14 protein-coding genes and 2 tRNA genes are annotated in these 15,675 nt (G+C 52.0%); 4 read left to right on the plus strand and 12 right to left on the minus strand.

The window, feature by feature from the left end:
• Positions 1-10: 10 nt before the first annotated feature.
• A complete protein-coding gene (locus tag FRY98_RS05150; RefSeq protein WP_148450641.1) occupies positions 11-220 on the plus strand; it encodes a YwbE family protein in 210 nt (69 codons plus the stop codon).
• Positions 221-263: 43 nt separating this feature from the next.
• Here FRY98_RS05150 and FRY98_RS05155 read toward each other — a convergent pair whose 3' ends face one another.
• From FRY98_RS05155 to FRY98_RS05175, 5 genes are all read right to left on the minus strand, one after another.
• Positions 264-1,262 (minus strand): YsnF/AvaK domain-containing protein, encoded by a 999-nt coding sequence (locus FRY98_RS05155; protein WP_148450642.1) that lies wholly within the window; start codon positions 1,260-1,262, stop codon positions 264-266.
• Between the two features lie 518 nt (positions 1,263-1,780).
• Positions 1,781-1,851 (minus strand) — tRNA-Gly (locus tag FRY98_RS05160).
• Positions 1,852-1,869: 18 nt separating this feature from the next.
• Positions 1,870-1,946 (minus strand) — tRNA-Pro (locus FRY98_RS05165).
• Positions 1,947-2,049: 103 nt separating this feature from the next.
• Positions 2,050-4,176, minus strand: a complete 2,127-nt coding sequence (locus FRY98_RS05170; RefSeq protein ID WP_148450643.1) for a putative bifunctional diguanylate cyclase/phosphodiesterase — start codon at positions 4,174-4,176, stop codon at positions 2,050-2,052.
• Positions 4,177-4,345: 169 nt separating this feature from the next.
• A complete protein-coding gene (locus FRY98_RS05175; RefSeq protein ID WP_148450644.1) occupies positions 4,346-5,308 on the minus strand; it encodes an aldolase catalytic domain-containing protein in 963 nt (320 codons plus the stop codon).
• A 198-nt stretch (positions 5,309-5,506) separates the two neighbouring features.
• Here FRY98_RS05175 and FRY98_RS05180 point away from each other — a divergent pair, with 198 nt between their 5' ends.
• From FRY98_RS05180 to FRY98_RS05190, 3 genes are all read left to right on the plus strand, one after another.
• Positions 5,507-5,749 carry a FeoA family protein gene (locus FRY98_RS05180; RefSeq protein WP_148450645.1) on the plus strand — a complete coding sequence of 81 codons (243 nt, stop codon included), beginning with the start codon at positions 5,507-5,509 and terminating at the stop codon, positions 5,747-5,749.
• Positions 5,746-7,767: a ferrous iron transport protein B gene (gene feoB, locus FRY98_RS05185; protein WP_148450646.1), complete on the plus strand. Its 2,022-nt coding sequence runs from the start codon at positions 5,746-5,748 to the stop codon at positions 7,765-7,767. The genes FRY98_RS05180 and feoB overlap by 4 nt, the downstream gene beginning before the upstream one ends.
• Positions 7,768-7,828: 61 nt before the next feature.
• Positions 7,829-7,990 carry a FeoB-associated Cys-rich membrane protein gene (locus FRY98_RS05190; protein WP_148450647.1) on the plus strand — a complete coding sequence of 54 codons (162 nt, stop codon included), beginning with the start codon at positions 7,829-7,831 and terminating at the stop codon, positions 7,988-7,990.
• 76 nt (positions 7,991-8,066) lie between these two features.
• Here FRY98_RS05190 and FRY98_RS05195 read toward each other — a convergent pair whose 3' ends face one another.
• The 7 genes from FRY98_RS05195 to ilvB all read right to left on the minus strand — a co-directional run bounded on the left by FRY98_RS05195 (position 8,067) and on the right by ilvB (position 15,607).
• Positions 8,067-9,173 (minus strand): ATP-binding protein, encoded by a 1,107-nt coding sequence (locus FRY98_RS05195; protein ID WP_148450648.1) that lies wholly within the window; start codon positions 9,171-9,173, stop codon positions 8,067-8,069.
• Between the two features lie 301 nt (positions 9,174-9,474).
• Entirely contained in the window at positions 9,475-9,885 is a 411-nt protein-coding gene (locus tag FRY98_RS05200) for a hypothetical protein (protein WP_148450649.1), read from the minus strand.
• Between the two features lie 262 nt (positions 9,886-10,147).
• A complete protein-coding gene (locus FRY98_RS05205) occupies positions 10,148-10,693 on the minus strand; it encodes a peroxiredoxin (protein WP_148450650.1) in 546 nt (181 codons plus the stop codon).
• A gap of 150 nt (positions 10,694-10,843) precedes the next feature.
• Positions 10,844-11,923 carry a 3-isopropylmalate dehydrogenase gene (gene leuB / locus FRY98_RS05210; RefSeq protein ID WP_148450651.1) on the minus strand — a complete coding sequence of 360 codons (1,080 nt, stop codon included), beginning with the start codon at positions 11,921-11,923 and terminating at the stop codon, positions 10,844-10,846.
• 265 nt (positions 11,924-12,188) lie between these two features.
• Positions 12,189-13,181, minus strand: coding sequence for a ketol-acid reductoisomerase (gene ilvC, locus FRY98_RS05215; RefSeq protein WP_148450652.1), 993 nt, complete (start codon positions 13,179-13,181; stop codon positions 12,189-12,191).
• A 195-nt stretch (positions 13,182-13,376) separates the two neighbouring features.
• Positions 13,377-13,862, minus strand: a complete 486-nt coding sequence (gene ilvN / locus FRY98_RS05220) for an acetolactate synthase small subunit (protein WP_148450653.1) — start codon at positions 13,860-13,862, stop codon at positions 13,377-13,379.
• Positions 13,859-15,607, minus strand: a complete 1,749-nt coding sequence (gene ilvB, locus FRY98_RS05225) for a biosynthetic-type acetolactate synthase large subunit (RefSeq protein ID WP_148450654.1) — start codon at positions 15,605-15,607, stop codon at positions 13,859-13,861. Before ilvB ends, ilvN begins: the two co-directional genes overlap by 4 nt.
• Positions 15,608-15,675: the final 68 nt, after the last annotated feature.

Below are 15,675 nucleotides of genomic sequence, written 5' to 3' on the forward strand. Positions count from 1 at the left end.
TATGATAGCTATGAACGGTAACTTACGCAAAAATATTACACCTGGGATCACCGTGGACATCGTTCTGAAAAAGGACCAGCCGACAGGCCGGCTGACACGCGGCATCGTTAAGGATATTTTGACCAATTCCCAGAGTCACCCTCACGGAATCAAGGTGCGGCTTCAGGACGGTCAGGTGGGGCGGGTAAAGCAGATTATATCCGGCGACGCCATCGTTTAAAAGGCAAACGGACGGCCTTGATGGCCGTCCGTCTTTCTATTTATTAGTCCAGATCCGAATCCCCGGTCACTCGCGGATTCCCGGTGCGGTCCAAACGGGCTTCCTCCCGTCTCAAAGTATCCCGCACCTGTTCCGTGTCCTGGACTTCACGCTTATGAACCTCAACCTCACCGGTGACCACCGGCCGCTTCGTAACTTCCACACGTTCCTCCGAAACCGGAATGCGGATGGTCTCGCCGGTCCCGATCGGCCCTTCCCCCATCGCTTCGCCCGCTGTTTCGGGAACCACCTTTTTCTCGACCACGACCTCCTCCCGGCTCACGGGAACGTCGATCGTTTGCTGCTCCTCCACCACTTCCTTGCGTAAATTCACTTCGCCCGCAGGCTCGCGGCGCTTGGAAATGTCGAGCTGCTCCTCGCGAAGCGGCATGCGCCGTTCCTCCCTAGCGTCCTCCGTAAGCGGCTCCGGAGTCCGTTCGAGCGTGGCGATCTCCTGGTAGAAGGTACCCGCGGGTTCGCGGGTTTCCGTTGTTTGGGCATCCCGGTAATGATGGGCGTTCAAGGAATGATGGTTGCGGAAAATACCGTAAACCCGCGTCTCCTGAAGCTCGTCCGCATCAACCATAACCAAAATTCTGCCGTGTTTTACAAAAGCATCGTATTCCTCGGCTTCTTCTTCCGGAATACCGAGTCCCACCAGGCCGCCGACCAATCCGCCGGTACCCGCACCGACGGCCGCGCCGGTTAAGGTCGCGGCGATCGGACCGGCCGCCACGATCGGGCCGATGCCGGGAATGGCCAACGCGCCGAGACCTGCGAGAAGCCCCGCGACACCGCCCAGCAAGCCGCCCGTCGCCGCACCGGCCGCGATTCCTTCGGGCGCTTTTGTTCCCGTTTCTTCATGAATATCCCGGATATCCTCTTTATTTTTTCCGATGACCGAAATCTCTTCCGGTTTGTACCCCAATCCCCGCAAGTCCATAATCGCTTCCGACGCATCTCGTTCGGATGCAAAAACGCCGACAATTTTGTTTTTGGCCATGTCGATTACCTCCTGATGTAGATTGAGTTCAGAACATAATTAACCGCTGGCCGGATGTTCAAACTTCCAAAACTTTTCAACAAACATTTTGTATACGTGTAAATGATGCGCATTCGTTTATTGACGCGTGTAATTTTATACTGACGAGGCCTTATCCAAAACGAATCAAACTTGCCCCAAGCTCTGCCTCATACACGTAAAATAACCCAAGCTACTATGCCGTTGCCGCTTTTGCCTGCCCCTGAATGGGTGCGCTTATTTATTACTAGTCCCCCTTCAGCAACCTTGATCATATAGAATACCTCCAGATTTGCATCTTTTTGGAGTTGGGAGTTTGGAAGCACTCTAAGCTTGAACACTCCTATGCTAACGCCCCCATCAGGTTTTTTGCTGCAAGCATCACTACACCACCCGCATAGCAGGTGTTTTTTGTTTCGCACGCTTCGCGTGCTCAACTGGCTAAAGCCACTAACAACAAAAACCCTTGCTGCGCAAGGGTTTTTGTTTGCTTATAACTAAGCGGGTGATGGGAATCGAACCCACGCTACCAGCTTGGAAGGCTGGAGTTCTACCATTGAACTACACCCGCATATGAACAAGTCTTTAATGGTCGGGACGACACGATTCGAACATGCGACCCCCTGGTCCCAAACCAGGTGCTCTACCAAGCTGAGCTACGTCCCGAAGCTTCGTCACGGTAAACCCGCTCGCGAAGACAAAATATATATTAACACTTTGTAAAAAAGGTTGCAAGTGTTTTTTGAAATGGAAGCCGAAAGCCAGTTCCTTAGCCGGCCAACCGGCTAAGGAACTGGCTTTCCAGGACGGCAGCGGGCACCGGGCGACTGAAGAGATATCCCTGACCCTCATGGCAGTTTTGCTCCCGCAAAAAGTTCAGCTGTTCTTCATTTTCGACGCCTTCCGCCGTCACCTTCAGCTTAAGGTGATGAGCCATCGTAGTGATCGTGGAAACGATCGCCGCATCATTGCCGTCGAGCATGACTTCCTTGACAAAGGACCGGTCGATCTTAAGCCGGTCGATCGGCAAATTTTTCAAATAATTGAGCGAACTATATCCCGTGCCGAAATCATCGATACTGATATGTACTCCCAGGCGCTTCAGGCTCTGAAGTTGGCTTAACGCCGTCTCGATATCGAAGGTCATGCTCTCGGTCACTTCCAGTTCCAAATAATCGGCCTCCAGCCCGACTTCCCGCAAAATCGCATCCACCTTGTCGGCCAAATTATACTGCCGGAATTGGCGCATCGACAGGTTCACCGATACGCACACCGGCTCATACCCCTGGATTTGCCAGTTTCTCGTGTCGCGGCAAGCGGTTCGCAGCACCCATTCCCCTAGCGGGACGATCAGGCCCGATTCCTCGGCCAGCGGGATAAACTCGCCAGGCGAAATCAGCCCGCGTTTGGGGTGATTCCAGCGGACCAGCGCCTCCATCCCGACCATCTTTCCCGTTTTCAAGCTGAATTGAGGCTGATACTCCAGAAAAAACTCGCCCCGAAGCAAGGCCTTACGCATATCATTCTCCAGTTCGACTTTCGATTGGGTCCGCTTCTTCATCGTCTCGGTATAGCGGATAAAGACGAGATCATGCTCCTTCGCATGATGCACCGCCATATCGGCGTATTGAATCAGTTGGTCGACGGATTGGCCGTCTTCGGGATACAGCGACAACCCCATGCTGAGCGAGATGTGAAATTCCGTATCATCGATCCGGACCGAGGGATTAACCGATTCCAGCATCTGCTCCGCTCTCTTTTCAAACCCGGACACCCCGTCCGGCACTGAAAAAAGAACCGCAAACTCGTCTTCCCCCATCCGGAATACTTCCTCTCCGGAAAGAAGCAGTCCCTTCAGGCGGTCGCCCAGTTCTCTCAGGAGCTGGTCTCCGGCGCTGTAGCCCAAGGAATCGTTAATGGCCTTGAAGCGATTGATGTTGATCACGGCGACTCCGGCCCGAACGGGTTCGTGTTTATTATCGGAATCGATCAACGCAGCCAGCATCTGTTTTAACCGGCGAAGATTCGGCAGGCCCGTCAAATCGTCATGATAAGCCATATATTCCATGCGCGCTTCCACCGCCTGCTGTACGCGAAACGGCTCGTCGATCGTCAGATGATAGACCCCTTTTAAAACGAAATAATAGGAAATGGCAAGATAAACGCTCCCGACGGCATGCATGTAACCAACCTCGGCCGGATCGGCTAACATCAACAGCGGAAATCCCATCATCATAAACATCAAAGCCCGGTTGACCATCATGGCCGCCGGCGGCCGCTCATGACGATATCGGTAAAGGATCGAGGTGATTGCGGCCGCGTGAAGACCCAAGACAGCGATGCATATCGCGATTCTTCCCGGGACCTGAAGATGCGATTCCAACCATGAAACGGGCAGGTATTTCTGATATGTATAAAGCAATACAATTCCGGCCGCGCTAACCAGCGCGGTTCCCAGCAGTACGATGAACTTATGTTTGCCCGAAATTTGCCGGTCGGGAACCGAGAAAATAAACAGCATTCCGATCGGGCACACCGCATTGGCGATCATCAAAAGGGCCGCGGTCAAGCCCGGTCCGGTTTCCAGGCCGAACAGCCGAATTTGTCCGATCCCCGCGGTATACAGCACATCGAGGGCTCCCAATAGAAAGAAAAGCACCGCCGAATACAACCGCTGTCTGGATAGCTTCTCGGTAAACATGATCCAGCCTTGGGTGAAGATCGCGAAGGATATCGCACCGCAGATCAGACCCGATAACAATTGCACCGTTCTCAACGCTTCAATGGAGGACGGCTTCACCGGAATTCCCGCGGACGTTATAAAAGCCGCCAGCATGACCCCCAGACCGAGCACTCCTTGGATAACGGTTACCCTCTCCTCTGTTCTGATTCCCATTGTGTGTTCAACCCCCGGAGGTAAGTATCTTTGAAGCTGTGACACTAGTACAATTCAACAAAAAACGACCTTTTCCTGCTTGCCTCCGCATGAAATAAATAAAAACGGTGACCGCGTGTCGGCATAGAAAAAACCCCGGCTTGGCAGGCCGGGTTTAAGGGAAAGCGGTTTATGATTTCTTCTCGAAGCTGACTTCCGGAGTCGTCAATTTATCATAAAATTCGACGACTTTATCTTTATCCGACGAAGCCCGAAGCGCCATCGCCGAGCGCGGATGTTCATCCAGCGTACCGGTAATCATGTAGGGAACCAGATAGCCCCATTCCTCCTTCTCACGGAGCGGGATCAACAGTTCCTCCAGCACCTCGAGAACCGGACGAAGCTTGTAATCGGTGTTTTTCAGATGCGTTACGAGCAGTTCCGTCGGGCAATTTCCCGCTGCGCGGCCCATGCCGTACACCGAAGCATCGAGAAGCTCGACGCCGAGATCAGCGGCGACAAGCGTGTTGCTGAAGGCCAACTGCATGTTGTTATGGGTATGAACGCCAAGCCGTTTATTCGGCAGATGCGTCTTAAACTTGTTCACGAGATGCTCCATATCCTTATAGTCAAGACTGCCGTAAGAATCGACGATGTACACGACGTCGACGACGCTTTCTTTGATTAATTCGAAAGCTTCGAGCAATTCATGCTCCATCACGTTGGACAGGGCCATAATATTCAACGTTGTCTCGTATCCCCGATCGTGGAACAATTGCACCAGCTTAAGCGCCTTATCCACGTCCTTGACGTAGCAGGCAACCCGAATGAGATCCAGCAGGCTTTCCGTACGCGGCAGGATGTCATTTTCATCCACTCGTCCGATATCCACAAGGGCGGAAAGCTTCGTTTTCCCTTTTTGCGGAATCACTTGCTTCAGGAACTCATCGTCCAAAAAACGCCACGGGCCGGCTTGGTCTGCCCCTTTCAGAAGCTTCGGCGAATTTTTATATCCGATTTCCATATAATCCACGCCCGCCTCATTGAGACCGGCATACAATTTTTGAACGAATTCCACACTAAAATCCCAGTTGTTGACTAATCCTCCATCGCGTATCGTGCAATCGACAATTTTACAATGATTTGTCTTCATCTTTTACCGATCCCTTTCCCTTGCGTGTATTAATATCCATCTTACTTGAAGGTAAAAGCAAAAGTAAAGAATGGGCTTCGTATTTTTGAGTGATATTTATCACAGTTGGCTTTTTTTACGGCATGATATATTATAATCCTAGTGTAAATGAGATTGATTATCAGTATCGATATCCGAGCAAGAAAGGTGTGACGCCCAATGGCTTTTTGCCGTAGTTGTTTATTGAATTTAAAGCCGGGGGAGTCCGGAACCATCTGTCGTTTCGGGCAAATGGATCCCGTCCTCAAACGCCGGCTGGCCGATCTGGGCATTTCGGTGGGTTCAGCGATTCAGGTAAAACAATACTGTCTGTGGGGAGGGCCGGTTGTGCTGGAGTGCAGCGGTCAGCTCCTGGGGATCCGCAAGAAAGACGCGGTTCATATCGAGGTGGCTGTCTCATGAGCGATGCGGTCCTGGTCGGAAATCCGAATACCGGAAAAACATCCCTGTTCAATACGCTTACAAGTTCCTATGAATATGTCGGCAATTGGTCAGGTGTTACGGTCGAGAAAAAAGTCGGCCGGCTTAAGGACAAGAGCGGCATACTGACCGATTTGCCCGGCATTTATTCGCTCCACCCTTTATCCCGGGATGAAGGCGTAGCTTCCGAATTCTTGCTTACCGATTCCCCCTCCCTGCTGATCAACATTGTCGACGCCTCGCAGCTGGAGCGGAATTTGTATCTGACGCTTCAACTGCTTGAGTACGGAAAGCCTGTTATCATCGGTTTAAATATGATGGATGTGGCCGAATCCCGCGGATTGGCGATCGATACCTCAAGGCTGGCAGCCCGGCTGCAGTCGAAGGTCGTCCCGCTGATCGCCCGCACCGGAGCCGGGAGCAAAGAACTGCTGCTGGCCATGTCCCGGGCGGAAGCGCGCGATAACGCCGGATTCCGAGTCGACTACGGAGAGGTCGTCGAAAAAGCGATTGAACTTATTTCCCGGGAAGTAAACGGGTTATTCCCTTCTCTATCCCCCCGTTGGCTGTCGCTTCAAATATTGGAGAACAACCCGGTGGTCATGGAATCCTCTCCCTTTCTTGAAGCCGGGGTACGCTCAACCGTTTCAAAGATCAGGGATCAGACGGAACAACAGCTTAGATCCTTGACGGGGACAGATAATTCCTCGCTGCAAGAGTATATCCGGAGTGTTCGTACAACGCTGATTCAACAAATTTGCCGGGAAACGGTCGATTTTAGCCAATCCAAACCGCACACGCTGACGGAAAAGTTGGATAAAATTGCGGCGCATCCGGTCTGGGGCGTCCCGCTTTTCCTGTTGCTCATGTATCTGACCTTTCAGCTTACGTTTGACTGGCTCGGCAATCCGCTGTCGGATATATTAGAAGGCTTTATTTCCGGCCCAGTCAGCAGCTTGGCGATCCAGGTCCTAGGAGCCGTGGGGGCTTCGGACTTCACCCGTGCGCTCATCATCGATGGAGTTATCGGGGGCGTGGGTGGTGTGCTGGTCTTCATTCCCCAGATTTTTATTATGTTCCTGATCATTTCTTTTATTGAGGACTCGGGATACATGGCCCGCATCACCATCATGATGGATAAATTGATGGAGATGGTCGGGCTGAACGGCAAAGCGCTCATTCCGTTTATTATCGGCTTTGGCTGTAACGTGCCGGCCGTCATGGCCTCGCGAAGTCTGGAACAACCGAAAGAACGGCTGCTGACGATGCTGCTGACGCCATTGATGTCCTGTTCCGCCCGTTTGCCCGTCTATGCTCTGTTTGCCGGAGTCTTTTTTGCGAAGTCCCAGGCGTTAGTCGTCCTTTCACTTTATGTCCTGGGGATCGTACTCGCGCTTCTTCTGGCCAAACTGTTTTCCAGGTTTATCTTCAGCGGAGAGAAGTCCTTTTTTATGGTGGAGCTTCCCCCTTACCGATGGCCCCAGGCCGTCACTCTCTTCCGCAGTACTTGGGAAAAAGGCAAAGGCTTTCTGCGTAAGGCGGGTACCTTTATTCTCGGCGGTTCCGTCCTGATTTGGCTGATGACCTACCTGGGACCCGGGGGCATTGCAAGCGATATGGACGACAGTTACCTGGCCGCCGTCGGGGGGCTGCTCGCCGGGATCCTGGAACCGCTGGGCTTCGGCACTTGGCAGTCGGGAGCCGCGCTGATCACCGGGTTTATGGCTAAAGAGGTCGTCGTTTCCACGATGAATATCATCTATCATGTGCCTGATCTGGCCGGGCTGCAAGGGCAAATCGCGGGGGCGTTCACGCCGCTCCAGGCGTACAGTTTTATGGCGTTCGTCCTGCTGTATACGCCTTGCCTAGCCACGGTGGGGGTTCTCCGCAAAGAAACGGCCTCGTGGAAATGGACACTGTTTTCGATCGTCTATTCCCTGACTCTCGCCTATCTTGTGGCCTTGATCATTTATCAAGGCGGAATATGGCTCGGTCTATAGCTTTAATAACGCGTATATCTAAGCTTGCTCAACCTATTCGTCTTGAAGGGAGCTTCCAAATATGGCTGATATATTGATCGCCGGGACCGTGTTTGTCCTCGCCGCTATCGCTTTGTATCGCGGGGTCCGCAAAAGCCGGAAGGGCGTTTGCGCTTCCTGTGCGCAAAACAAATCCTGCGCGATGGCATGCGCCGAACCTCCTTCCCCGAGTTCCAAAAAGTAAAAGTGCTGGCAGCAAAGGCGTCATCCTTTGCTGCCAGCACTTTTTGCATCTATAGCGTAATGACAACGGGCCCCGACTATATGACCAAAGGCAGGGCGATGACGAAGACTGTCCCGGCTCCCTTAACACTATCGACGTGAATGTGGCCCCGGTGATTCTTTATGATCCGGTAGCTGACCGACAACCCAAGGCCCGTCCCCTTCTCTTTCGTCGTAAAGAAAGGATCAAACAAGCGCGCGAGCAAAGCCTTATCCATCCCATTTCCATTATCGCGAATCGTAACGTTGACGTAACGGCCCTCCGGTTTTACATGGATATCGATCACACCCGCATGATCGCCTTCGACTTCTTCGATGGCATCCATCGCATTTTTGATCATGTTGAGCAGTACCTGCTTGATCTGCTTCACGTCAATGGAGACGTTCATGACGGTATCGGCTTCTTTCAGATGGATCTCGCATCCCTTCATCAGCGCCTCGCTTTCCGTTAACAAGACGACCTCTTTCAGCAGCGAGGTAATGCTCATCACCGTTTTCTGCGGAGCGGTGGGCTTGGACGAGTTTAAAAACTCATAAATAATATCGTTGGCCCGGTCGATTTCAGTCAAAATGATACGGGCATATTCATCTCTCCCCAATTGAATCAAATGGGGCCGGAGCAGTTGAATAAAACCGCGGATTGCCGTCAGCGGGTTCCGGATTTCGTGAGCGATCGCCGCCGATATTTTCCCCAGCATCGCAAGTTTGTCATTTTGATAAGCCGTCTGTTCTATAAGTTTGAAGTCGGAAACATCCTTGACGCTGAGCAAAAAATCGCCGTCCATCTGGTCTCCGTATGTCACCGTGGTAAGCCAGTATCTTCCGTATTCATCAACCAGTTCATGATTTTTCTTGCGGTAAAAGATGGTTTCACGATAAAGTCTAAGGATCTTCTTCTTCTTAAACCGGCTAAGATGAGGGTGGCGGAGCAGTTGAAGCAAATTGCAGCCGATAAGCGAATGGCGAGGAATTTCAAGCAGCCTGGCCATTTGAACATTGACAAAGGTTAAAACTCCATCGCTGTCAAATAGCATAATGCCGCTGTCAAGATGCTGGAGTACATTCTCGTACTTGTTCTTCACAAGCTGGGTCGATTGATACGCTTTCACAGACTGAAGCAGTGTCTCCTGGAATTCGCTCAACAAGTCGGTTCCCCCTTTTCTCCGAATGATCTTTCTGCCTCTGCAACAACGAACGATCACTATGCGGATGTTCATACCTGTCATACAGTATGAATCTACAACTATCCACCTTGTTTCCTATTCCATGAGCTCGTCCTGTATGTAATTTCGAACTGCGGCCGCCGTATGTAATACGGCCTAAATCAATCATAGTAAAGACTTCCAAATATCGTCAATCAGAGATCCTGTCGAAAAAAGGGGATTTTAGGTTAAGTCGTACTTCTTAATAGAAACAGCTCCCCGAATTGGAGAGCTGTTTCATGGCCTAGCTATTTTGTTGGAGTAATCTCGCCCTGCGCCTGCTCATGACCGCAAGGCGCTTTTTCAGTTCATCCTCCCACTTGTCATCACCGATTTGCTTGGCCACGGAGAGCAGATCGAGCGCCATGTCGATCTGGTTCTGCACGAGATCCATCGGTTCTTCATCCTCCCGATTAACGCAATTTCCAAAAATGGAGTCCTCGTCTTCCATAATAAAATCCTGGAAATCAATCTCGGAAAGACCGTCCCCGTGAGCATACTCCGCCAGCACTTCATATTCGTTCTCCACTTTGTAGTGGACTTCAACTCTATGGCAAACCGGGCAAAAAAGAAGCGGAACATTATGAACCTGGGTGCGGTAGTGCTTCAATGTTCCTTTGGTCCCGACCATACTTGCGCCACAGCAAAAACTCATTTCCCGACACCCTTTCCCGTTCAAGTTTCCGAACTGTCCCATGGATATAATTTGTGATTGCCTATATCTATTCTCGACAACGGCCGCAAATTCCTTTACAGCTAACAGGATGAACCCGTTGATTATAAAAAATACGAAAAATGACCTAGATCTATAAATCCTGCCTAAGGCGAATTTGCTTTTGCCTAAATGCAAATTACGAGGGCAAAAGGCCCCCTGTTGCGGACACTTGCCAACAGGGGGCCTTACGGCTATTTACTTATTAAACTTGAAGCGTTTTGTCACCCGGTTTCCAGTTCATCGGGCACAATCCGCCGGATTGCAAGGCTTGCAGCACGCGCAGCGTTTCTTCAACGCTGCGGCCTACGTCATTGTGGTTCACTACTTGATATTTCAGTTCGCCTTCCGGATCGATGATGAACAATCCGCGCAGAGCTACGCCCTCTTCTTCAATCAGAACGCCGTAGTCGCGGGCCACGCTCTTTGTGATATCCGAAGCGAGCGGGAAATTCAATCTTCCCAAACCGTTATTTTCCTTCGGTGTGTTGATCCAAGCCTTATGGCTGTGTTCGGAGTCAATGCTCACACCCAAAATTTCCGTATCCAGCTCCTTAAACTGAGCGTAAGCTTCGCTGAGAGCGGTAATTTCCGTCGGGCATACAAAGGTAAAGTCGAGCGGATAAAAGAAGAATACCAGCCACTTGCCGCGATAATCGGACAGTCTTCTGCGCCCAAACTCCTGACCGTCGCCCGTTACAATCGCCATGTCAAAATCCGGAGCAGGTCTTCCCACCAATCGTTCTGCCATTTGAAATATCCTCCTTTATAATATGTAAGAAACCCGAAAGGCCTCTCTATCACAGGATTATTTTGCGGCTTTTGGCCACATTTCAAATGGTATCATTCGGAATTTTCAAAGTCAAGATTGTAATCATTTCTTATTTATAATTATTATAAACTATTTCTTCATTGCGGCGACAATGAGGTCTCCCATGGCGGTCGTGCCGATCGCTTTGCTCTTGTCCACCGCGATGTCTCCGGTACGATGACCGGCATTCAGCACATCGGCAACGGCCCGTTCGATCGCATCCGCGGCATCCGCATAGCCGAATGTCATCCGGAACATGAGCGCAACCGATAGAATCGTGGCGATCGGGTTGGCGAGGTTCTGTCCGGCGATGTCCGGAGCCGAACCGTGTACCGGCTCGTACAAACCGAAGCTGCCTTCTCCGAGGGAAGCCGAGGACAGCATCCCGATCGACCCGGTCAGCATCGCCGCTTCATCGCTCAGAATGTCGCCGAACATGTTTTCCGTTACGATAACGTCGAAACTTGCAGGGCGGCGCAGCAACTGCATCGCGCAGTTGTCGACCAGCACGTGTTCCAGCTCTACATCCGGATATTCCGGCGCGATCCGGTTCACAACTTCGCGCCACAATCGGGAAGTTTCCAGCACGTTGGCTTTATCCACGGACGCCAGCTTTTTGCGGCGTTTTTGCGCAATTTCGAAAGCCTGGCGCACAATGCGCTCCACTTCGCTCACATTGTAGGCGCAGGTGTCGACCGCTTCCTGGCCATGCTCGGTATCGCGGCGGTATTTTTCGCCGAAGTAGATGCCGCCCGTCAGCTCGCGGACAACGATCAAGTCGGTCCCTTCAAGCACTTCCGGTTTCAACGTGGACGCGTCCTTCAGGCAATCGAATACCACGGCCGGACGCAGGTTCGAGAACAAGCCCAGCGCTTTGCGGATGCCAAGCAATCCGGTTTCGGGCCGAAGCTCCTTCGGATTGTTGTCCCATTTCGGTCCGCCGACCGCACCCAAAAGCACCGCGTCGGCCTTTTGGCAAATGTCCAGCGTTTCCTGCGGAAGGGGCGTTCCCTTCTGGTCGATGGCGATGCCGCCGAACAAAGCATGTTCCGTTTCGAAGCTATATCCAAACAGTTCTTCCGTCCGCTTAAGCACTTTTTCCGCTTCCGCGACCACCTCCGGGCCGATTCCGTCCCCGGCGATCACTGCGATTTTTTTAACTTCTGCCATGGTTGATTACTCCCTTTCTTCGGTAACTCACTCGAATAAACTCCTGTTTTAGTTGTATCATAGGTTGATTACGCTTAGCCAAGATATAGAATCTATTAGAGTTATAGGTTTTAACTATAAAAGGGAGATGATAAGCGCAACCACGTCCGTCTGCTTAAGAATAACGCCTCTAGAAAAAACCTCCAATGCGGCGTACCACAATGGAGGTTCTGATTCATTTCTTTAATTCCGCAATGCTCTAAAGCAATGGCTTGCGAAAAAGTTATTATTTCTTGATCCAGTGCATCAAGCCGCGCAGCTCTTTGCCGACAACTTCGATCGGATGGTTGGCTTCGTTGCGGCGAGTTGCTGTAAGGAAAGCACGGTTCGATTGATTTTCCAGGATGAAGTCGCGGGCGAATTTGCCTTGTTGAATGTCGGCAAGCACTTCTTTCATCGCCTTCTTCGTTTCCTCGGTGACTACGCGAGGGCCTGTTACATAGTCGCCATATTCCGCGGTGTTGGAAATCGAGTCGCGCATCGTTGCCAGTCCGCCTTCATAGATCAGGTCGACGATCAGCTTCAGCTCGTGCAAGCACTCGAAGTAAGCCATTTCCGGAGCATAACCCGCTTCCGTCAAGGTTTCAAAACCCGCTTTGATCAGCGCGCTTACGCCGCCGCACAGTACCGCTTGCTCCCCGAACAAATCGGTTTCGGTTTCCTCACGGAACGAAGTTTCGATAACCCCGGCGCGCGTACAACCGATGCCTTTGGCATAAGCCAGTCCGATTTCTTTCGCCTTACCTGTGGCATCCTGATGGATCGCGATCAAGCCGGGAACCCCGAAACCTTCGACATAAGTACGGCGAACCATGTGACCCGGGGACTTAGGCGCAACCAAAAGCACATCATTGTCCGGAGACGGAACGATTTGGCCAAAGTGTACGTTGAAACCATGGGCGAACATCAGAGCTGCGCCTTTTTTCAGGTTTGGCGCAATTTCGCTGTTGTACACGGAAGCTTGCGTTTCATCCGGCATCAGAATTTGTACGACATCCGCACGCTTGGTCGCTTCCGCTACGGAAAGAACTTCAAATCCGTCCTCTTTCGCTTTGTTGAAAGATTTGCCTTCACGAAGGCCGATAACGACTTGAAGACCGCTTTCACGCAGGTTTTGCGCATGGGCATGACCTTGGCTGCCGTATCCGATGATTGCGATGGTCTTTCCTTTCAATACGCTGAGTTCTGCATCTTGTTCATAGTACAAAGTAACTGCCATTTTTAATGCCCTCCCATAAATTGCGGGTATGCGTATCGCATGTCCCTGTTATATTTGGTTCTCCGCCTGTTTGACGGGTGATTCATGAGACCTCGCGGTAGGGGTTTCCATTCGCTATGCCCCGGGCCTCATCAATCCCCCGCCAACGGGTCGGAGAAGGTTGATGAATCGGATAAAACTAGTATGGCCTGATCTTTATGCGTTTCCTCGTATCATAGCCGTAACCCCGGTTCGGGAAAGCTCGCGGATCCCGTAAGGATGCAGCAGCTCGATCATCGCATCGATTTTCTCCGTATCGCCCACAACCTGAACCATCATACTGTTGGTTCCGATATCCACGACCGCGGCGCGGAACGTTTCCACAACGCCCATAATCTCCGGGCGCTCCGCCGGTTCCGACTTTACCTTGATCAGCGCCAGCTCCCTGGCGACCATCGGCTTGGAACTTAGATTTACAACCTTGATGACATCGATCAGTTTATAAAGCTGTTTCTCGATTTGTTCCAAGGTTTTGTCGTCCCCCTGGGTGACGATAATCATCCGGGACAATCCTTCTTCCTCCGACTGCCCGACCGTAATGCTCTCGATATTGAAGCCGCGCCGGCCGAACAGGCCGGACACGCGCTGCAGAACACCTGGCTGGTCATTGACCAAAACGGAAATTGCATGGCTCTTTATCATGATTCATCGTCCCCCATCAGCATTTGATCAATGGTGGAACCTTGAGGTACCATCGGATACACGTTTTCTCCCTTTTCAACCACAAATTCCACCAATACCGGGCCCGGCGTTTCCATCGCTTCTTTCCACGCCTGTTTGGCTTCCTCTTTGTTGGTGGCGCGCAGGCCTTTCACGCCGTAAGCGTCCGCCAATTTCACGAAATCCGGGCTGCCGGCCAAATCGATATGACTGTACCGGTTGTCGTAGATCAATTCCTGCCACTGCCTTACCATTCCGAGTACCTGATTGTTGATAACGACGATTTTGACCGGAATGTTATTGATCGCGCAGATGGCCAACTCCTGGGCGCACATCTGCATCCCGCCGTCCCCGTTGATTGAGATAACCAACCGGTCGGGATGGGCCATTTGCGCACCGATCGCCGACGGGAATCCGAAGCCCATCGTCCCCAACCCTCCGGAAGTAATCCAGGAGCGCGGCTGATTGAACTTGTAATACTGGGCCGTCCACATTTGATGCTGACCAACGTCCGTCGTTACGATCGCTTCCCCGCGGGTCGTTTCATTCAGATGCTCAATAACCCATTGCGGTTTTAATACCGTATCGGAATCCTTGTAGCGGAACGGGTACTTCGCTTTGGATTCCTGGACATTCGCTCTCCAGGCATCCGCTTTTGCCGCCCGTCCGACCAAAGGATTCAGCATTTCCAGCACCGTCTTCACATCGCCGACAATCGGAATGTCGGTGGCTATGTTCTTGCCGATTTCCGCCGGATCGATATCGATATGGGCGATTTTCGCATGTGGGGCGAAGCCGTCCAGCCGTCCGGTTACCCGGTCGTCGAATCTCGCTCCGATGCTGATCAGCAGATCGGCCTGCTGAATCGACTGGTTTGCCGTATAAGTCCCGTGCATCCCCGGCATGCCCATCCACAGCTCATGTCCGCTCGGGAATCCGCCGAGGCCGAGCAATGTCGTCGTAATCGGAATTTCCGTTCGGTTTACAAATTCCAACAGCGCCTCGTGACCGCCCGAGTAAACCACGCCCCCGCCGGCCAAAATGACCGGACGCTCCGCTTCCTGAATCGCTGCGGCAAGCTTGTCGAGCTGCAGACGATTCGGAACAACGGTGGGATGGTAGCCCCGAAGGTTCACGGATTGTACCGGTTCGAACAAGGCTTTATTGGCCGAAACATCCTTCGGAATGTCGATCAGCACCGGGCCTTTTCTTCCGGTATTCGCGATGTGGAACGCCTCGTGGATAATCCGCGGCAGCTCCTCCACACTTCTTACCAGGTAACTGTGCTTCGTAATCGGCATCGTTATGCCGGTGATGTCCGCTTCCTGGAATGCGTCGGTCCCAATCAGGCTGGAAACGACATTGCCTGTAATGACGACGAGCGGAACCGAGTCCATGTAGGCCGTCGCGATCCCCGTCACCGTATTCGTCGCTCCCGGACCGGAGGTGGCGATGCAAACGCCAACCTTACCGCTGGCGCGGGCATAACCGTCTGCCGCATGAATCGCGCCCTGCTCATGTCTCGTCAGCAGGTGATGAAAATCGGTAAAACCGTACAAGGCGTCGTAAATGTACAACACCGCGCCTCCCGGGTAACCGAAGACGCACTCGACACCTTCCAAAAGCAAACTGCGAAGCAAGATTTCCGACCCGGAAATGACTTCCGGTTTCATCCATTTCTCACGTAATTGTTCTGTAGACCGCACTGCTGGAATTTGCGCGCTCATCAGTCATCCTCCTTCCAAGAATGGGTAATTCGATTTTTTTTGATTTGTATGCAACAAAAAAACCTTCC

It is taken from the genome of Paenibacillus faecis (genome assembly GCF_008084145.1).
Classification (GTDB): domain Bacteria; phylum Bacillota; class Bacilli; order Paenibacillales; family Paenibacillaceae; genus Fontibacillus; species Fontibacillus faecis.